The sequence below is a fragment of the Asticcacaulis sp. AND118 genome (genome assembly GCF_020535245.1).
Classification (GTDB): Bacteria; Pseudomonadota; Alphaproteobacteria; order Caulobacterales; family Caulobacteraceae; genus Asticcacaulis.
On the sequence record NZ_CP084911.1, the window covers coordinates 746,875 to 766,863 of the forward strand.

At 57.8% G+C, this 19,989-nt stretch carries 15 protein-coding genes; 2 read left to right on the forward strand and 13 right to left on the reverse strand.

The features are described from left to right. Positions 1 to 117: 117 nt before the first annotated feature. The 11 genes from LH365_RS16755 to LH365_RS16805 form a co-directional block, all read right to left on the reverse strand. Complete coding sequence (locus LH365_RS16755; RefSeq protein ID WP_226745702.1) at positions 118 to 1,371, reverse strand: lipopolysaccharide biosynthesis protein; 1,254 nt, start codon at positions 1,369 to 1,371, stop codon at positions 118 to 120. Between the two features lie 53 nt (positions 1,372 to 1,424). After that, entirely contained in the window at positions 1,425 to 2,615 is a 1,191-nt protein-coding gene (locus tag LH365_RS16760; protein ID WP_226745703.1) for a glycosyltransferase family 4 protein, read from the reverse strand. Positions 2,616 to 2,714: 99 nt separating this feature from the next. Then, positions 2,715 to 4,034: a hypothetical protein gene (locus LH365_RS16765; RefSeq protein ID WP_226745704.1), complete on the reverse strand. Its 1,320-nt coding sequence runs from the start codon at positions 4,032 to 4,034 to the stop codon at positions 2,715 to 2,717. Positions 4,035 to 4,217: 183 nt separating this feature from the next. Then, positions 4,218 to 5,231, reverse strand: a complete 1,014-nt coding sequence (locus tag LH365_RS16770; protein WP_226745705.1) for an acyltransferase — start codon at positions 5,229 to 5,231, stop codon at positions 4,218 to 4,220. 14 nt (positions 5,232 to 5,245) lie between these two features. Further along, positions 5,246 to 5,857: a serine acetyltransferase gene (locus LH365_RS18715; protein WP_304502305.1), complete on the reverse strand. Its 612-nt coding sequence runs from the start codon at positions 5,855 to 5,857 to the stop codon at positions 5,246 to 5,248. Beyond that, a complete protein-coding gene (locus LH365_RS16780; protein ID WP_226745706.1) occupies positions 5,854 to 8,145 on the reverse strand; it encodes a glycosyltransferase in 2,292 nt (763 codons plus the stop codon). Before LH365_RS16780 ends, LH365_RS18715 begins: the two co-directional genes overlap by 4 nt. Before the next feature lie 38 nt (positions 8,146 to 8,183). Further along, positions 8,184 to 9,191, reverse strand: a complete 1,008-nt coding sequence (locus tag LH365_RS16785) for an NAD-dependent epimerase/dehydratase family protein (RefSeq protein WP_226745707.1) — start codon at positions 9,189 to 9,191, stop codon at positions 8,184 to 8,186. Between the two features lie 223 nt (positions 9,192 to 9,414). Next, positions 9,415 to 10,728 carry a hypothetical protein gene (locus LH365_RS16790; protein WP_226745708.1) on the reverse strand — a complete coding sequence of 438 codons (1,314 nt, stop codon included), beginning with the start codon at positions 10,726 to 10,728 and terminating at the stop codon, positions 9,415 to 9,417. Positions 10,729 to 10,892: 164 nt separating this feature from the next. Then, the gene (locus LH365_RS16795; RefSeq protein WP_226745709.1) at positions 10,893 to 11,954 is read right to left on the reverse strand and encodes an acyltransferase; all 1,062 of its coding nucleotides are present in this window, start codon (positions 11,952 to 11,954) and stop codon (positions 10,893 to 10,895) included. Positions 11,955 to 12,148: 194 nt separating this feature from the next. Beyond that, entirely contained in the window at positions 12,149 to 12,874 is a 726-nt protein-coding gene (locus tag LH365_RS16800) for a sugar transferase (protein ID WP_304502306.1), read from the reverse strand. Between the two features lie 355 nt (positions 12,875 to 13,229). After that, complete coding sequence (locus LH365_RS16805) at positions 13,230 to 14,378, reverse strand: acyltransferase (RefSeq protein WP_226745710.1); 1,149 nt, start codon at positions 14,376 to 14,378, stop codon at positions 13,230 to 13,232. 195 nt (positions 14,379 to 14,573) lie between these two features. Between LH365_RS16805 and LH365_RS16810 the strand changes: the two genes are divergently transcribed. Both LH365_RS16810 and LH365_RS16815 read left to right on the forward strand, forming a co-directional pair. After that, positions 14,574 to 15,338 (forward strand): metallophosphoesterase, encoded by a 765-nt coding sequence (locus LH365_RS16810; RefSeq protein ID WP_226745711.1) that lies wholly within the window; start codon positions 14,574 to 14,576, stop codon positions 15,336 to 15,338. A 132-nt stretch (positions 15,339 to 15,470) separates the two neighbouring features. Next, positions 15,471 to 16,457, forward strand: coding sequence for an acyltransferase (locus LH365_RS16815; protein ID WP_226745712.1), 987 nt, complete (start codon positions 15,471 to 15,473; stop codon positions 16,455 to 16,457). A 2-nt stretch (positions 16,458 to 16,459) separates the two neighbouring features. Here LH365_RS16815 and LH365_RS16820 read toward each other — a convergent pair whose 3' ends face one another. Both LH365_RS16820 and LH365_RS16825 read right to left on the reverse strand, forming a co-directional pair. Further along, the gene (locus tag LH365_RS16820; RefSeq protein ID WP_226745713.1) at positions 16,460 to 17,884 is read right to left on the reverse strand and encodes a DUF1501 domain-containing protein; all 1,425 of its coding nucleotides are present in this window, start codon (positions 17,882 to 17,884) and stop codon (positions 16,460 to 16,462) included. Between the two features lie 10 nt (positions 17,885 to 17,894). After that, positions 17,895 to 19,550 carry a DUF1800 family protein gene (locus LH365_RS16825; RefSeq protein WP_226745714.1) on the reverse strand — a complete coding sequence of 552 codons (1,656 nt, stop codon included), beginning with the start codon at positions 19,548 to 19,550 and terminating at the stop codon, positions 17,895 to 17,897. Positions 19,551 to 19,989: the final 439 nt, after the last annotated feature.

Sequence of the window (19,989 nt, forward strand, 5' to 3'; positions counted from 1 at the left end):
TCAACAGCCCGCTTTTCCCGCAATTGGCTTCGAGATCATTCCTGACTGGATTGATTATCATTTCACAGCGTCCCATTAAAACAAGTTACGGCGATGTGAAATGAAATCACATTGCCTTTACGTCTGTATTCTGGGTGTGTTCATGTTGCGAAGCAGGAAGTAACCCCTGCTAAATAGAAGATAGAAGGCGGTACCCATCATGGATAACGCCGATCCTATTAGGCCGAAATGACTCACAAATACAAAGGTAAGTAATGTATTTACAAAAATTCCGGAAATATTGATAATTGCGAGAGTTTTATCTTTATTTGCACTATACAGGCCAAAGTGAGTCATGTCAGCAGCTATTTTCACAATTACAGAAAACAGCATTACTGGAAATATTAATGGATGATGTGATAGTTCTGGGTTGTTCAAAAATGGCATTATAAACAACACGCCAACATACATTAGGCCTGATAAGACTGCGCTGCCCAGAACTGCTTTCGTCATTAGCTGTCGAAATTTCGTGCGCCACGCGGCTTTAGATTCTGAGAAGGCATCAACGAGCGTGGGGAGCGACACCTGGACTACGGCGACGCCTATGAGTACTAAAAGCGCATTCGCCATAGTCCAGAAGAAGGTATAAACGCCCGCTGCAGCAAGTCCTAGTTTCGCCGCGAGGAAAAAGCGGTCAAAATAGGAATATACGACCAAGCCCAAGTCACTCAGGTAGATCAAGCCTGATGTCTGGACGGTTTTTTTTATCCACTGGAAATCGATTGGCCGTTTCAAAGTGGAGCGCCAAGGCCAATCTCGTGTGAAAAGCCATACCATTGCAAAATTTATCAATAGAGCGGCTAGCCAGAAATTCAAAAGAACGTCAAGCGTTCTGAATTCCGGATAAAAATAGCTTAATCCTATAAATGGGAAAACCCAAGACGCCGATCGAATTACAACGAGAACATTTGCCAGTAATGGTTTTCTTAAATTGACAAGCATTATGTGCATGTCAAAGCTTATTACCTCTAAAAATATCACCAAACTGGCAATATATAAATTTCCTAGAGCGCTTATTTCATGAAAAAAATTAAAAATTAACGCTCCAACAAATGTTAATATAAGTAGAGATGATATAATAAGAAATTTATCTCTAATATGTGCAAAAGCATCAGATATTTCAGATTTAATGACTTCTCGACCTAAGAAATAATTCATTCCAAAGCCGTATAGAGCGGGTAAAATGCCTGCGACACCAACAATCAGGCCAAACTGGCCCGTTTGAGTGGTCCCTAGATATTTGATCAGGAAGAAGGAAAGTGCAAATCTCCCGACCAGACCGAAGCCGCGCAGACCCATATTGGTGAGAGGGGTCAGTAGTGATTTCAACATAAGCTTTATTTGCTTTATCGGGGTTGGCGGTCGGTCGGGCGTTCGGTGAGGATTCAGGCTTTACGGGACATACCGAAGGCATCCATCATATGGGTCACCATGGTGTCGATGCGGAAGGCCGATTGCGCGTAGGCGATGGCGCGTTCGGACATTTTTTTCCTCAGCGGGGCGTCGGTCAGTTTCAGCAGGGCGTCGGCCAGAGCCTGAGGGTCTTCGAAGGGCACGATGAAGCCGGTTTCGCCGTTCTGAATCTGATCGCTCGCGCCGCCTGCGGGCGTGCGCACTGGCACCAGACCGGACGACATCGCTTCCAGCACGCTTATGGGGAAGCCTTCGATGCGGCTGGGCAGGACGAAGACGTCGGACGCCCACAGGGTTTCGCGCACATCGCTCATAAACCCCAGGAAGCGGAAGGAATCGTGATCTTCCGCGCTTTTGTGCGCCATGCTGATGATTTCCTGTTCGCGCTCCTTGCCGCCGCTGCCGACCAGCAGGCATTTGAGCGACAGTTCCGGGTGGCTGACGCGCAGACGGCGCACGGCGTCGACCAGCAGGTCCTGACCTTTGACCCAGGCGAGGCGGGCGGTCAGCACGCAGACGAAATCGTCGTCTTTCAGATTGTATTTTTTGCGGGCGGCGGCGCGTTGTTCCGGTGTCGCCGGCGCGAAGTGGCTCAGGTCCGTACCGGCCATGATCTTGATGACCCGGTCCTTGAACAGCAGGTTATGGCTGCGGATATAGGCCAGAGACTCTTCGGACATAACGACCAAATAGTCCGGGAAGAACAGGTTGAGATAAATTTGCTGACCGGCGTTGAACTTTTGTTGCGACTCCTTGAGCACCGTGTTCAGGTCGCCCAATACCGACGGGTGATAGGTGGCGACGACGCGTGCGCCGGTCATCAGGGACAGGAGGCGACCGCACAGCAACATGCCAAGGCCGTGGACATTGACGGTGCGGATGTTCTCGCGGCGGATAATCTCGGCAATCTGCTTCAGATGAGCGGGTTTGGGCCATTTGGTCAGGCCCGGAATGACCACCAGGCTTTCCACCGAATTTTCCAGCGCCTTGCGCTTGCCTTCAGACGTTTCGTTCGACCGGATCAGACCCGTGACAAAGTGCACCTTTACGCCGTTGTCCTTCAGACCGGCCGCCAGAGTCTGACAATAGCTGGCGATCCCATCATTGCAGTTGATGACCTCTGAAAGGAACAGAACGGAATTCGAGGGGGTGGCGTTCGGCATGGGTCGGTCCCGGATGAATGAATTAAAAAACGTCTGCGTCAAAAGGCTGGCCCGTTAGCGGAAGTCCGCCAGCGGATCGGAATTAGGTTTTTGTGGCACTTAACCCTGCGGTCGTCGGGGCTCCAGTGGCGGGCGGGGCCGCAGGGGAAGTTGAGGGCGCTGGCGTAATGGGGCGGAATTGGCGAGTTCGGGCGTGGAAGGGGCCTTTTCCTGTAAGCGACGGTAGCCGTAGAAACTGCCAGCGAGAATTGCGAATAAGGGTGCCCCATAACATCCTACAAAGATGCCATAAAGGCAAAGGCAAGCAAAAAAGAACTTATCACGGTCCGGTAGTATCCGGATTTTTGAAATCATCTGCCAATAGACCAGCATGGCGAAGGGGACGCCGAACATCATGGCCGTACCGAGCAGAAAATTATCGTACGAGATGAAGGAATCTCTCATGGCGCTGTAGCCTATGGGATAATCCACCATGCCCAGCCCCATGCCGGTCAGGAAGGAGATGGGGCTGATGTTCCACATCAGTTCCAGCGGGGCCAGCCATGTCCGGGTGGCGCGGTCGTACCAACTATTCAGATAGGCTATGTCGGGCGCGCTGGTGATCAGTGTCACGGAGACTAGTGGAATGATGATGACTAACGCCAACAACACATTCGCACCATATTTCGTAACTGCTAACTGCACAGGTTTGCGCATAAAGAGGATAATGAAGTCCTTCGCCGCGAGAACTACGGCGCAAATTAACGCGGTCTTACTCGTGGTCAGGTAAATAGCGTAGATCGTTACGCCGTACATGAGCAGGTTGATCAGTCGATTGCTGCCGGGACGATTGAAGATCAGGTGGTGCATGCCCAGCATGGCGAAGGCGGTAGCAGTATTTTCGAAAGAAAGCCCGGCGATGCGTTCCTGACCGCCTGCCCACCATTGTTTAGACGCCACCCGGGCTTGTCCCATCACTTCGAAAGAGAAGTTCTTCCATGGAAATTCCATGAACTGATCAAAATAGATGGCGGCAGCCTGCGCGCCGTAGGCGATCAGCAGGATGATCCAGTATTTGCTCAGATTTCTTACGGAGTTCGAATAGAAATAACCGAACAAGAAAATGGACACCATTTTGAACGCCACGGTGACGGACACCACGCTACGGGTATTTATGTAGCCGATAGCGACACCCATCAGTAACAGACCCGCAAAGGCAAAACAGGCGCGTTTGTCGAACTGAGTTGTGCGCGTGAAGATGCCCATAAAGATGGCGATGAACACCATCAGCACCGCCAGAAGGTCGGGTAGGTTATAGAGGGCGGAGGCACCCACGCTAACCAGATAATACCGTATCGCCCCTGAATTCGAGTACTGCAACAGGACGAGCAGCGCCACAAAGGTTCCGATTGTTTCTAATCTGAGGCCGATCTTTGACATTAAACTATTCTGCTGGATGAAATGCGTTGATTGAAAAAGGGGGCAGGCCGTTAGCTATACTATTCGATCACTGTGAAAATAACATGGCCAGGCAGAAGCGTAAAGGAAACCCTGAAGGCGCATCAGGGACGGCACCGTTTAACCGGCTGATATGTAAAAAATTTTCGCCATGGGGCAATGCCATCAACTCACCTTCCGGCTCAGATTGACGAAAACCTCTTCGACATATTTGTAGGTCAGGACGGAGATAGGGATGGTAATTGCGAACACGGCGGGCAGGACGAGTGGCCCCGTTACACCGAAGGCGTGCAGCACGGTGATGACCGGTGAGTGCACCAGATAGAGCGAGAAACTGATCATGCCGAGATAGGCCAGAATGCGGCTTTCGAACCGCAGCCAATAGGCCAGAGCAAAAGTGGCTATACCTACGGCCCAGGTGATGATCACGCCTTGGAAGGTAAAGGCGTCGTCGCGTGCGGCCGGTATGAGTTCGAAGCCGACATAGAAGGCGCTCAGGAGCGTCGCGCCATAGGCGGCCAAGGTCGTGAAGAAGAAGCGCCTGGATACGACACCGTCGTTATAGCGCAGCCACAGAAGGCCCATAAAGCAGGCGGCGATCATGCAGAAGCGGCCGAAAGGGAAACGGATGTTCAGCGCCATGGACAGCACTTCCAGCGCGATTATACCGGCCATTGGCGCGTAGAAGACCAGAAAATGGTTGCGGTTGATTTTCAGAAAAAAGATCGTCGCGAATAGCGAGTACCACAGCAGTTCGATGAACAGGGTCCACGAACCGCCGACATAGTTGGGGAAACCGATCCAGCTTTGCACGAAAACCAGATGCGGCAGAAGGATAAGCGGTTCCGGCGCCGGCTTGTGCTGAAACACGATCGAAATGACGATGGTCACCGCCATGATGAAGAAATACAGCGGATAGATGCGGAAGATGCGGCGGACCCAGAAGCGCTTCATGTTTCCAGCCGATTCCAGACTCTTCGGGATGATATAGCCGCTGATCAGGAAGAAGAGCACGACGCCCATCTGACCAAAGCTAAAAACGGAGTGGCTGAAATCTGTGGTCTTGAGACCGAACAGGCCAGCGGCTTCGCCCGCGTGTTGCAACATGACCGCGATGGCGGCCAAGGCGCGACAGACGTCGAGAAAGGCGTATCGGTTGTGACTGGCGGGGGAGGTCATGCGGGGAAACGGCCTCAGACGCGCTCGGATGGAAGGGGATCGGCGGTGGATAGGGTGCGGGCGTCAGGCGTGGCGTTCTGCTTGATGACACGTGCAGGCACGCCTACGGCAACGGAATTCGCCGGGATGTCGCGATTGACGACGGCATTGGCGCCGACCATCGACCCGGCGCCGACCGTCAGTTCCCCGATGACCTTGACGCCGGGGCTGAGATAAACGCCGTCTTCTATGCGCGGCGACGTGTGGCTGCCCGGACGGCCGCGACCGATGGTCACCTGATGCATGATGCCGACATTGCGCCCGATCACCACATCCGCCCCGATGACAATTCCGGTCGGATGCGGTGTGAACAAGCCGCCGCCGATGGTCAGGCGGCGGGCGAAGTCGCAGGCGAAGAAGCGGTTGGTCCAGTAAAGCAGGATCAGAGACAGGAGCGCACCTACGACCGGCACGCGCCCGGCGGCCTCGACCAGCCGCAGCAGGAAGGTCAACTGGAAGCCGCCTTCGAACAGCAGCAGTCTGACCAGCATGGCCGGGGACGCCTTCTTCTTCCAGGCGATTTCCCACATGGCCAGATCGGCCTTGACCTTAGCGGCGAAGCGATCATCGGGGGCTCTGACGGTCATTCGGCGATCCTGTCCTTGGGCAACGTCCCCTGCAACAAGTCCCCCCGGTACAGACGGTCGAGCAGCATCTGCGCGCTCTGCCGCCAGCTATAATAGTCGGCGCGCTTCGGTCCCGCCTGGCTCAGGGCTGCCGCCGTCTGCGGCTCGGCCAGAATGCACTGCATGGCGGCGGTCAGAGCGTTCGGATCGGCCGGCGAGAAGAACAGGGCCGCATCGGCGCAGACTTCGCGGCACGGCGCAATATCGGAGGCCAGAACGGGGCAGCCGTGCACCATGGCTTCCAGAGGCGGAATGCCGAAGCCTTCGTAGAGGCTGGGGAATACGAACGCCTTGGCCTGACGATAGAGCCCGGCGATCTCGCCGTCGGTGAGGCGGCCGGTGAACAGTACATTTTCGCCACCCGCCAGGTCGCCATCGCCGAAGACCTTGGCTTTCGCGGCGCCGACGACGACGAATTTCATCACCGGATCAGCGAGTTGTTCGAAGGCTTTAAGCGCGGTTTTCAGATTTTTGTGAGGCGCGGGGGAACCGACAAAGAGGAAATATCCCCCGCGCTCAAGGCCGAGGCGCGCGGTTATGGCGTCGTCGGAAATGACGCGGCGGATATGATCGGCTCCGTTGGGAATAACGGTGAGACGATCGGTATCGATATTTAAAACGTCGCTTAATTCGCGACGGGAAAATTCGGACACGGTCGCCAGCCGCGAGCGGCGCGACAGGAGGCGACCCAGGGTCTGGTGCAGACGGCGGTAATTGGCCGAAAACAGTTCCGGCTTGCGATAGATGATGGCGTCGTGGATCACTGTCAGCGAACGCGGGTGCAAAACAGGGCCACTGTTGCACAGATTGACAAGCGCGCCGCGTCGCGCTGCCGTCGGCAACCAGCTCTGTTCCCACGCATGGCCGCCGAGCGCGCCGCCCGTGACGAGCTGGATAGCCTTGAGATCGAGATGGCCGGCATCGGCGCCTTTCGGCGCCAGAAGCTGACAGGCCGGCGCATCCGGACCGGCGGCGGCCAGCAGGGCATCGAGCGCCCGGACCACTTCGGTGGCGTAGCGCTGCACGCCGGTCAGGTCCTGAGTCAGGAATCTACCATTGATATAGAGCTTGCCCGCCTTGGCGGAAGGCATGGGGGGCAGGATCGTGGGGGCGTGGGGCACGGGGGCAGGCTTGGCCGGTTTGACGCCGGTCAGGGCTTCTTCGAACACATTCACGGTTTGCTGAATGATGACGTCATTATTGAAATGGGTCAGCACGTGCTGGCGCGCGTTATCGATCAGCCGGCGACGCAGGGCCTGATCCGTGCGCAGGCGGGTAATGGCTTCGCTCAGTTGCGCGTCGTTACCGGGTTCGATCAGCAGCGCCGTTTCCTCGTCGATGGCGATGTCGGTGACGCCGGTCTTCAGATCCGAGGCGATAACGGGCACCCCCATCAGCATGGCTTCGAGTTGCGAAATGCCGAAGGTCTCGGTGACTTCGGTGGACGGAAAGACGAAGACGCCGATCGAACGGTAAAAAGCGAGCTTGTCGTCGAAGGAGGTGATATCGCCGAGAAACTCGATGCGGTCCTGTATCGACAACTCATTGACCAGCGCTTCGCCCTCGACACGATAGGGACCGTCGCCGCCTATGCGCGCGGGAACGCCGGGCAGGCGCGACAGGGCTTTCAGCAGGACCGACAAACCCTTGTAGCGCGCATGACGACTGAGGAAGCCGACAGGCTTGGACGTGGCATCGCTGTCCCGTATGGGGGCCGGATCGACGAAGCGTTCGACATTCACACCCAACGGTATGACTTTGTATTGCGGCCCCTTGGGCAGGTCCTGCGAAATGGCGATGAGCTTGCCCGAGGTCACCAGTACGAAAGTGCTGGCGCGCAACACGAAGCGGTACAGCGGCATTAGCAGCGCCTTCAGACGCTTGCGGCCGAAAACGTCCGTGTGGTGGGTGACGACGATCTTCGGACGTTTGCCGAGCATCAGCATCAGGGCCAGTCCGGCATTGGCGATGAAGTTGGGTGCGTGGAAATGCACCAGATCCGGATTGGACCGGGCGATCTGGACTATCATCGACAGGCTGATCGGCTGACTTTCGACATTGGCCAGCATGTTGAAGCGCCGGACGGTCACGCCATTGATCGTGTCCGTCCGGTTGCCTTTTTCGTGGTTAAAGCAATAAACCGTGACATCGTGGTGTTTAGCCAGCGCTTCACTGGTGTCGCGCGTGTTCACCTCGATGCCGCCCGAGAAGGGCGGATAGTATTTGCCTAGAACCAGAACCCTGGCCATTTACGTCTCCGCCTCTGTGACGCCGGAAAGGGGCCGGATTATTTATTATAGGCGCGGAACCAGTTCACAAACGCGGTGACGCCTTGCTTGACGTCGATGCTGGGCAGGAAGCCCGTCAGAGCCTGAAGCAGTTTCGGGCTGGCGTAGGTGCGCGGCACATCGCCCTTTTGCATCGGCAGCATGTTGCGCTGAAGCGGCGTTTCCAGCGCTTCCTCGATCGTGTCGATGAAGGGCAGGAGCCCCACCGGCTGACCGCCGCCGAGGTTGACGATGCGGAACGGCCCCAGCTTCGACAGGGTGTCGCGCGCCTTGTCTTCCGACACACGGTTGTCCTCGGACGGCACGACCGGGATCAGCTTCACGATGGCTTCGACCAGATCGTCGATATAGGTGAAGTCGCGCTCCTGCTGGCCCATCCCGTAGACGTCGATCGGCTCGTTCTTGCCCGCCGCGGCGACGAATTTGAACAGCGCCATGTCCGGACGGCCATAGGGGCCGTACACGGTGAAGAAGCGGAAGGCGGTCGTCGGGATTTTCCACAGGTGGGCGTAGGAGTGCGCCATGACTTCCATCGACTTCTTGGTCGCGGCATAAAGCGTCATCGGCTCATCGGTCTTGTCGGCTTCTTCGAACGGCACCTTTTCGTTGGCGCCATAGACCGAAGAGGTAGAGGCTAGCAGCAGGTGCTGCGGCTTGAGGATGCGGGCGATTTCGAGGATGTTGAACGAACCGACCAAGTTGGCGTTGACGTAGGTGCGCGGCTGTTCGAGCGAGTAGCGCACGCCGGCCTGAGCGGCGAGGTGCACGATCACGTCCGGCTGACAGGCTTCGGCGGCCGCGGTCAGCGCGTCCATGTCTTCGAGCATGGCCTGGGTGTGGGTATAGTTCGCTTCGGCTTTCAGAATATCGACGCGCGTGTGTTTCAGGCGCAGGTCGTAATATTCCGTCATGCCGTCATAGCCGTGGACGGTGTGGCCATCGGCCAACAGCCGGCGGGCCAGATGGAATCCGATGAAACCTGCCGTTCCGGTAATGAATACGTTCATTTTATCACTTTCATAAATCGCCGTCGGTTTCTACGGCAACGCGAATATAAACAGGGCGCCAGAGGCTGAAATAGGTTTCGGCAGACAGGGCCGTGCAAATTCCGGCGCGGGGATCTGAGCTATGCCCTCATTGTAGAGAGTTTATGCTGCGTTGCAATAATGATTCCACCCGTTTTGACACTCCAGGGTGGAAGAACGTGGGTATGTGGTTAAAAAAGCGCAATCAATACCTGAACTTGATGCCTGTCTGAAAGGGCAACCACTGAATGCGCGTGGCGTATAGCGCATTGGAAAGGGCCAGACCGGCCAGCAACAGGCATTCGGGGCCTTCATTGCTGGTGGCGAAGCTATAGGGAATGAGGGCGGCGAACAAGGCCAGTGCGGTGCCTTCGGCGCGTGTCGCTACTCGCGCCAGAAGGTAGTAGAGGATCAGGGCCAGCCCGCCGCAGATGGCGTATTGATAAAGCATGAAGTTGTCGACGGCGGCGGTCGTCGCAATATATTTGCCGCTGTAATAGGACGGGCTGCCGAAGGAACCGTAGCCGGCACCCCAGATATAGGCGCTGTCGCCGCCGATTTCGCCCATGCGCGCCATAGAGGACGGCCAGGTGAAATTGATGCGGTCCATGAAGCTGTTATAGGCGTAGTAGGGGCTGGCCTCGCGCGTGAAGCCGATGATCATCGGGATAAAACCTACGGCGAGCAGCGCCCAACTCAGGGTTTGCTGAACGCCGGCCTTCACGTCGAAACTGACCAGATTCTTGATGAAGTCGGGCAGGCGGGGCAGATTGCCGCAGATGAACACCAGCAGAATACAGAAATAGGTCGTCTTCGAGTCCGTCAGGAAGACGCCGTACAGGCAGGCCAGTACGATTAGCAGTTCGATCCAGATATTTTTCAGTCGCGTGCGGATCAGGGCGTAGAACATGACGAGCAGCGCCCCGGCCGACATACTGGCCACGGTGGCCCCGGCCTGACGCGACAGGGTGACGCGCGAGCCGTCACCGACGGCGTAGGTGGCCCACCATTGGCGCGAGACTTCGCGCTCGACACCGAACTGCACGAAACGGTCGCCGACCCACGGATAATCGATGAACTGATCGGCGATGAGGAAGGCCAGCGTCACCGCCAGAAGCGCGCACCACAGCCAGAAATAGCGCTTGGTCATTTCACGCAGCAGGAAGGGCGTGTTCAGACACAGAACCAGGGGCGCGATGATCTTGTAACCGGAGACGATAGACAGGAGATTGTTGCCGTTGGCGTAGCCGGTTATGGCGGGCAGGGCTAAGAGGACGAGCGACAGACCCAGCACCACGCGACGCAGCAGTTCCTTGGAGCGGATGGCGGCAAAGAAGCTGAGGGCAAGGGCCACGGACACCAGCGCGTCGGGGGCGAACCACAGGAAGCTGAGGTTCGTCTCGCTCAATCCGTAACGGATGATGCCGCCGAAGGTGTGGCGGATCAGCAATATGGCGATGACGGCCGCACCGACTTTCGCGATGAAGGGCGTGCGCTTTACGGTCTTGCTCTCGGACATGTCGGAGTCTTGTAATCTTTGAAATCGGGCGCGCAAAGCGGCGCGGAGAATAAAACGAACAGAATAGATATCGATAACGCCAATGCGGCCTTAGCTTACATCATACCTGTGCCTTGTCGTCAAACGAATGCAGACCGTGGATTGCCGGGTGTGTCGCACGGGTCTCATCCTTCGACCTTCGGCCGGGGGACGACGGGCTGGGTGGTTTGCAGACGCGCGATCAGTCGCTTGCCCAAGCGCGTGCCGGGTTTCTCGATCAGTCTGAACGTCAGCGCCGACAGGGCAATCGTTACGGGGAGGATCAGCGGGACATAGATAACCGGATCGACCGCGAAGTGACGGAAGGTGTTGATGACCGTGTCGTGCAGGAGATAGACCGAGAAACTGATGCCGCCGAGAAAGATGAAGAAGCGGCTGTAGACCGTTCTTTTTGAAAAGATAAGGCCCATGAATATGATCAGCGAGGCCGTCCAGTTCAGAACGATGCACAGGAAGGAAATGTTGGGCCTGGCCGGGTCGCGGAACAGGTAATAGCACAGGAACATGATGAGCATGGTCAGGGCGACGCTCGAAATGGCGAAGGCGCGGAAGCGGAACAGGCTCAGGGCCTCGTTCCGGTACAGATAGGTGATGTAGCCAAGAAAGAAGGTGACGAGAAAAGCGACCTTGCCGAACGGAATTTGTCGCTGAAGGATCGCGACAAGGATCAGGAAGGTGAGCAGAAGCGCCATCAGTCCGATATGAACCGCAGCGGCATTCTTTTCCATGCGCAGAAAAACGAGCGCGGCAAACAGCGTGTACCAGATCAGTTCGAGGAATAATGTCCAGCTCGGACCGCCGTAATTGGGCCAGCCGATCCATTCCTGTGCGAAAATCACATGCGCGATCAGGCTTTTACCCAGATCGGGGGCGAGATTGTGGAACAGGAAGGCCGCCAGCGCCAGATTGAGCGCCACGACGACGATATAGAGCGGATAGATGCGGAAGATACGCGCGATCCAGAAGGCGATCAGGCTGCGCCCGGCATTGGCCTGTGAGTAGGGAATGACGTAGCCGCTGATCATGAAGAAGATCAGGACGCCAATCTGCCCCATATTGATGACGTTCTGCTGCACGTAGTCGAAAGTGGCGTTGCCGTAGTGCTCGACGGCGTGCTGGACGACAACCAGCAGGGCGGCCAGCCCGCGCAAGACATCCAGTGAGACTAGTCGTTTTGTGTCGGTCATCGGCAGGGTTCACCGAAAAGGCTTGAGCCGCAGGGGAAGTGCGGTCCGGTCGCGGGTCGACCAGAAACGTTCCGGAGTGGAATGACTTTAGATACAATCGTCATTCCACTCCAGACGTTGGTTTTGTCGCGATATCAGGGCAGAAACGAAGTTCGACGCTGTCAAAGACCGCTTACACCTTTCGGCTTATCGCTCTAGTAGGCGTTCTTGTCGCCGACGATCATCAGGGCGGTCCTGAAGATGATGACGATGTCGCTCTTGATCGTCCAGGTCTGGATATATTCGTTGTCGGCGTCGACGCGGTTTTCGATGCAGGACTGGCTGTGGATCTCGCCGCGATAGCCGCGGATGGCAGCCAGACCGGTCAGGCCCGGACGGGCGCGGAAACGACCATTATAGGCCGGCACACGGGCGGCGAAATCGGTGTCGTGCGCCAGAGCGTGCGGGCGTGGCCCAACTAGCGACATATCGCCTTTCAGCACGTTGATGAGTTGCGGCAGTTCGTCGATGCTGGTTTTGCGGATGAAGCGACCGATCAGGGTGACGCGCGAGTCGCCACGCGTCGCCTGAACCACGCGTTCACCGTCCTCGGCGACGCGCATGCTGCGGAATTTGAAAATCTGGAACACCTTGCCGTTCAGGCCGGTGCGGCGCTGCATGAAGAAGACCGGGCCCTTGGATTCCAGCTTGATCAGCAGGGCGACCACGAGGAAGGACGGTAGCAGGAACAGCAGAGCTGTGGAGGCGATGACGATGTCGAGCAGACGCTTGGACAGGCTGTGGGCCACCGGATAGCGCCCGCCGCTGTCATGGGAAACGGTTCTGGTGCCCGAAGCATGGCTCCGGGTCGACGGAAATTCGCCGGGGGAGGTTCTGGCGACCGCGTCACCGCGATCTCTCAATCCAACATAATCTGACATCAGTAATAGCCTTTGTAAGATATGGTCGTTTGAGCAAAAACTGTGCCGCAGCGTGAAAAATAGTGCTGCAACCTGAGACAAGAGGCCACGCGGTCCGCCTTGTTCGGTTTGCCCAACCGGGGGCACCGCCGGAAAAAATGCCCGGACAGGTGGGTAATAATACAATCAGGGTTAGCCAGGAAATACCGTTTCTACGGCGGGATTATGACGTCACGCGAACCTTGAGGTTCGTGGAAAGCCCGTGATCACACTCCCAAATTTCCAGCCTATTATTTACCAAATTGGCGCGCTTGGAAACCCGATTCTCGTTTCAGGGGATAACTTCCTGCCCCGCGGGCCCGCTTGCCCAGTGAGATCAGGACTTCACTTTTCCAGCTATATCAATGGATTGTGTAGTTTTGTTCTGGCGAAGACGTGCATTGAGAAAAGCCGTGACGGGTTTTTCGAACAGCAGATAGAAGAGGGCCGCACCGATCAGGGCTACGGTCATGGCGGCAATGATGAACAGCGGGATGCTGGTCAAGCCGAGACGTCCGAAGACCAGCCCCGTAATATTGATGGCGAAGGGGTGAGACAGGTAGAGGGCAAAGGACATGTCGCCGCCGAAAACCAGCGCGCGCATGACGGGACCGTTGTTTTCAGGGCGCTCTATAAAGACGAGCCCCGCCGCCATCATCAGGGCGGGCAGGCCCAGCCAGAGGGCGCGATAATCGAGCGCAGTGATATCCAGCTTGAAATGCTTGGCGACGATAACGAGGATGACGCCGATCGCGAACAGTCCCAGTCCGGACCACACCGGTAACCGTGTGCCTTTCTGATACAGCCAGCCGAGGCCGATGCCGAAGGCGAACTCGATGACGATCGAATTGAACCAGAATTCGACCACAGGCATTGTCACCCAGCCGGCCATACCGAGGAGGCCGATCAGGCACAGGGCGCCGGCTATCAGCCGCAGGCCGGTGCTGCGGGGAAAGGCCAAAGCTGCGGCGAATAGGGCGTAGAAGAAGATTTCATAGTTCAGCGTCCAGCCAAGCGACAGGACCGGATAATAGGTGCCGTAGGCGTTGAGATAGGGAATGAACAAGAGCGAGCGCACGATATCGGCCGCCGACATGGCCCCATGACTGACGCTGTCCTTGAGGACAAAGGCCGCCAGCACCATCAGGGCGGTGAAGAACCAGTAGCTCGGCACGATGCGTACGATACGCCGCAGGATGAACTGACCTGCCGCGCCTGGCTTGCCGAAGGATTGGCGGCCGATCGTGTACATGATGAAGCCACTGATGACGAAGAAGATGTCGACGCCGCCGGGCCAGAAGAAGAAATCGACGACCTTATAATGCGCGGCATCCAGATAGGCCTTGGTCACGCCTTCGTACTGCGCATGCTCAAACAGGACCAGAGACGCAGCAAGAAAACGCAGAATCTGCAGGTTACGGATTACGTCCGGCGCACGGGGAGCGGGTGAGGCGGCGAGAGATTGCGAATGAAGTGTGTCTTGCAATTTTATTCCCGTGGCCTCAGGGTCGATCCATGATCCGCCCTGACCCTGTCCGCCGGCGGTTCTTACGTGTGTGCAGGTGCGAGCAAACCGTAAAAGCCGCAAGTCGTCAATCGGGCTTGTCAGCCTTGCAATTTATCCGCATATGGTGTGGCATTCATTTGCCAAGCCATATGCCTTTCAAAAAGTATTCCTGCTGTGTTCGGTTTCAAGAAAAAGCCCAAGTCCTTCACCAATGCCGAGATTGACCGGCTGACCTACGCCATCGGTGATGTGCACGGGATGTTCGACCAGTTCTGCGGCCTGATGGAAAAGATTCGCCTGGACGCCCTTTCGCTCAAGGAACGCCCGCGCGTGATCCTGCTGGGCGATTATGTCGACCGCGGCCCGGCTTCGTCGCGCGTGCTGGAAGAAATCGTGCGCATTCAGGCCTATATCGCCGAAGGCAAGGGCTGGTGCGATCTTGAGGTGCTGATCGGCAACCACGAATGGGCCATGATGAAGTTCCTCGCCAAGGGCGAGTCCATGTGGCTCAAATACGGGGGCGACACCTGCGCCACCTCCTATGGCGTCGAAATTCCTTTCAATATGGACTTCGCCTCGACCGCCAACGAGGTGCGCGAGCAACTGCAGGCGCGCTTTCCTCAGCGCCACCGCGATCTGATAGGCCGGATGAAGCTGACCTTTCAGGCGGGCGACTACCTGTTTGTCCATGCCGGCGTCGATCCCAAGGTGCCGCTGGAAGAGCAGGGACCCGACACCTTTCTGTGGATTCGCGATGACTTTCTCAATGCGCCGAAATCCTGCGCCTATGTGGTCGTGCACGGGCATACGCCGACGCCGCAACCGGAAAACAAGGAATGGCGCATCGGCGTCGATACCGGCACCTATCAGACCGGCACCCTGACCGCCGTGCGCCTCAGGGGCCGCGAGCGCGATTTCCTCAGTATCGGTTACGCGTAGGGCGGGTCGCCCGGATTATCGGACGTGCGTCACATTTTGAAATCTGTATTCCTTTAGCGCGCGCCCTCTCAGGTAACGCCCGTATTTATTTGTATCCATTCAATTTTCGACGTGTTTGAGCGGAGAGATGTCGTGGCGGCGCGTGAACATTTCTATGCCATTCAGATACTGAGAGCCTTCGCCGCCCTGCTGGTGGTGGTCTTTCACATGACGTCCGGAACGCCGAAGTTTCTGGCGGCGGGCGTGGACATCTTCTTCGTGATTTCAGGCTTCATCATCGGCAAGACCGATATCGGCGACTCGCCCCTGCGCTTTCTGACGCGGCGTCTTCTGCGCATCGTGCCCCTGTACTGGGCGGTAACCTTGGCGCTGTGCCTGATAGCGGTGCTGTCCGGTCTTTCGTCTCAGGTGCAGGTCAATCCGGAATATCTGACCAAGTCCCTGCTGTTCATCCCCTATGTCAATCAGGTGGGTGAGGTGTGGCCGCTGCTGGTGCCCGGCTGGACGCTGAACTACGAAATCCTCTTCTACGCTCTGTTTTTCATAGGATTGTGTTTTTCGCGGCCCAAGACCTTCACCCTGATGGTGTTGCCGATCATCGTGTTGGCCGGGCTGTTCCTGCGCGACAATAAGGTGCTGACCTTCATCACCTCGCCCGTCATCCTCGAATTCGGGTCGGGCGTCGTTTTGTCGATAATCTATCGCCAGATCCCGCGCGTGGCGGGTCTGCCGTTGCTGGTGGTCGGCCTGGTTTTGTTCTTCGGTTCGGAGTTCATCGCCTTCGGAATCAACGATTGGCAGGTTCTCTATACGGGGGTGCCAGCCTTCATGATCGTCTCAGGGGCGCTGACCATGACGCGCCACGGCGCAGGGCCGGCCTGGGCGAAACCGCTGGAGTTTCTCGGCGACGCTTCCTATTCGCTGTACCTGACGCACGGTCTCGTTCTGTCGATCGGCCACAGGCTGCTGGGTGACGCTCTGTGGGCCAAGCCGGTGCTGCTGCTGATGTGCGTAGCCGCAGGCGCGTTGTGCTACGTCCTGTTCGAACGGCCGGTGACGAAAGGCCTCAATGGCTGGGTCGGACGTCATCTGTTTCGTCAGACGACGCCCAGGCCCTGAAATTACGCCATAAAGCCCAGGTTCGCCGTGGAGAAGCGGCCAATATTGGGGAAGATGCTGGCGATTTCCGAAGACGAGGCCCCGAACCAGCGCGCCAGAGTTGCCGCGTACTGATCGACCGAGGTCGTCGGCAACAGGCGGCCCTGACCGACCTGATCGTCGCTGGTGATCGAGATCTTCGGCGCGGTGCCGTAGAAGCGGCCGCCATTGACCGCGCCGCCCATCAGGAAGTGGTGCGAACCCCAGCCGTGGTCGGTGCCGGTGCCGTTTGAGGACAGGGTGCGACCGAAGTCCGACGCCGTAAAGGTCGTAACCTTTTCCGATACGCCCATTTCCACCGTCGCCGTGTAGAAGGCCAGCATGGCCTCGTTCAACTGCTGCATCTGCTTCGGATGGATGTTGTTCGTGCCGTCGTGCGTGTCGTAGCCGCCGTGCTGGACGAAGAAGACCTGACGCTTGATGCCCAGATTGGCGCGCGCCGCGATCAGACGCGCGACGATCTTCAACTGGGTCGCCAGCGTATTGCTGCTGCTGGTCTGGGCGAAGGCGTTGGCGACCGGGGCGGCGTTCAGCGCGCCGCTGACCGTGCCTTCCCAGGCGATCGAGCGCTTGAGCACGCGGTTGTACTCGGCTTCGAAGACGTGGCCGCTCGACTGATTGATCAGGGTGTTGAGCGCTTCCGAGCAGGCCTGAGAGCCGAAGAGATTCGACTTCAGACCGTTGACCGGGATCGCCCCCGTGGTGTTGATCTGGTACTGCAGCGCCGTATCGCCCGACAGCATGACCGCGTTACCGGCGGCCGAGATGCAGGTCATCAGGCTGTTGTTGTTGTCCGACAGGGCCAGGTCGCCCAGACGGCCGGCCCAGCCCGTCGTCGAGCCTTCGGCGCCCAGCGACTGCCATACCGAGGCCTGATCGTTGTGCGAGAACAGGCGCGGCGGCAGCGGATTGGCCGTGCGGTTGGTGCTTTGATACTGCGCCAGCGTCGTCGGCTGGATCAGCGGGCCGACATTGAGTTGCATGGCCAGACGCCCCGAATTCCACAGGCTTCTCAGCGAGGTCAGTTGCGGCGCAAGCGCCAGTTTCTGATCGTCGGTCAGGGTCTGGCTGGTGTTCAGCACGGTGTTGGCCAGATCGGCGCGGGCATAGGCGATGCCGCCCGCCGTCTGACCCGCGCCGCCGCCGCGCAGTTCGCTGTAGCGGTCGTAATTGGCCGGGTCGTAGGGGATCAGGGTGCTGCTCTGGTCATTGCCGCCGTGCATGAAGATGCACACAATCGCCTTGTAATCGCCGCCAGAGAAGGCCGCGGCTTCGCCGAGGGCGGCGAGGTTGAGCGCGAAGGGTGCCGCGCCGCCGACAATGGCCAGCTTGCCCATGCGTTCAAACACGGTGCGTCGGGTCAGGTCCTGAGACTTGTTGATCATCATGGGAAAACGCCTACTTCTGGATCAGATATTCGGAGCTGGCGAGCACGAGATAGACGGCCGCCTGAATGCGCGTCAGCTTTTCGCTGTCGGAACCGGCGGGGAGCGTGCCGATCGCGTTCTGGATGACGCTCACCGTGTTGGACGATAATTGATTGGCCGTCATGCGCAGGTTGAGCGCCGCCATCAGCGCGGCGGGATCGGACGCCTTGGGCAGCAGGGCCGTGTAATGCGGCTTGACGTCCTGCACGCCGGACCTGACCGAGGTCAGCATGAAGTTGAGATAGCCGGCGGTCGTCGATTCATTGACGATCTGGAATTCCGGGGCGACCAGATTGCGGTTGGCGATTTCCGTATTGGGGGGCACGTAGCCGGGACGGAAGAAGTTGAACACCGAAGCCGAGCGCAGCGGGCTCTGGCCCAGGTTCTGCGCCTGCGACAGGTCGCCGATATTCCACGCACCGTTCGAGGAGGTGACCTCGGCCATGCGCGCCCACTGGATAAAGCGGATCATCGGCTCGCGCAGCTTGCCGCTGGTGGCGGTCATCGTGGCCCTGGCCTCGCTGTCGGTCAGGATGGCGGTCCACACGGCTTTCAGGTCGCCGCGCACGCCCGAACCATTGTCGTTGAAGGCGGTGGCGACGCGCTGCACATAGGCCGGGCTGGGGTTGGAGGTGACCAGACGCTTGATCATCGCCGTGGCGAAGAACGGTCCGACGTTCGGGTGGTTGAACAGGGTGTCGAGCGCCGTCTTCAGAGCCACATCCGCCGGGGTGTTGGCGGCGATGCTGGTGCCGTGGAAGGTGACAGCAACGTAGGAGTGGCCGTTGACATCGACCGCCATCGGTTTGCGGGCATAGGCCGGATCGCGGATAGCGACCGTTTCCCACGCCGGCGTGGTTTCCGTGATGCCGGTGAGGTCGAAGCTGTAGCCGCTGAAGACGTGGGCGAGGTTTTCGACGTCCGACTGGGTATAGGTGTCGAGCGTGCGGCCGGCGCTGTCGGTCTTGGGCGTGCCGTCCAGATTGAGTTGAACCAGTCCCAGCGTAAACAACTGCATGATTTCACGCGAGTAGTTTTCGTCGGGGCGGCGGCCCTGGCTGTTCGACTTGCGGCTGCCCGCGGTATTGAGGAACAGGCCCATCTGCACGTTCAGGGTTACCGCTTCCATCAGTTGACGGAAGTTGCCGAAGGCGTGTGTATTGAGCATGTCCCAGTAGCCGGCGAGAATGGCGCTGGGCCAACTGTTGCTGACATTGATGGGGGCGACGAAGTGTTCCGACAGGGCCAGCGCTATGCGTTTGCGCATCTGGTCGGAAGAACTGATCAACTGGTTCCAAACGCCGTTTTCGCCCGGACGGTTGCTGAAATAGTAGCGATCCGTGGTGATGGCGTTATAGCCGTTGCTTTGCAGCCAGTCCCACAGCGGCGTGGAGATCGCGCCATTGTACTGGGTATTCAGCCAACCGGACAGGCCCTGGCTCTTCACGGCGGCAATCTCGTCATCCGTAGCCGAGAACTGGGCCTGAAGCAGGAAGCGCGCGGCTTCGACATCGCTGATGGATACGGGAGCAGGCGTTGCCGGGGCTGCGCCGACCGGTGCGGACGAGGGTGTGGAGCCCCCGCCACCGCCTCCACCACCGCCGCAGGCGGCGAGGGGAGCGGCCAAAATGGCACAGCTTGACAGTGTCAGACGACGTCGCGATGGGCGACGACGCGTGGTTGCTTCGACGGGCGTGATGGTTTCATCGACCCGTTCGTGAGAGTTCAAGTCTAATTTTGCCATCACCAACTCAGATACTGTATTACGCGGGGAATTAATTTTGTTCTGGGTTGATGTGGTTATAGAAGAGTGGAGTTAATATTTTTTGAAACGGCTTCAAAAAAATCAAAATACAATGTTGCTGATTTTCTATTGTTCTATTATTCAAGTAATATTTATATATTCCTAAACGCGACTTTTGCGTCAATTTGCTGGACTGAAAGGCCTGTAAGTTGTTGGCCCTCCTAATAAAAATAGAAGATTGCGCCCTTCAAGAAGAAGGGTTAATAATACGTTAAGCGCGCGGGGGCGGTGTGCGCGTTATGCTGGCCTGACCCTTGCAACC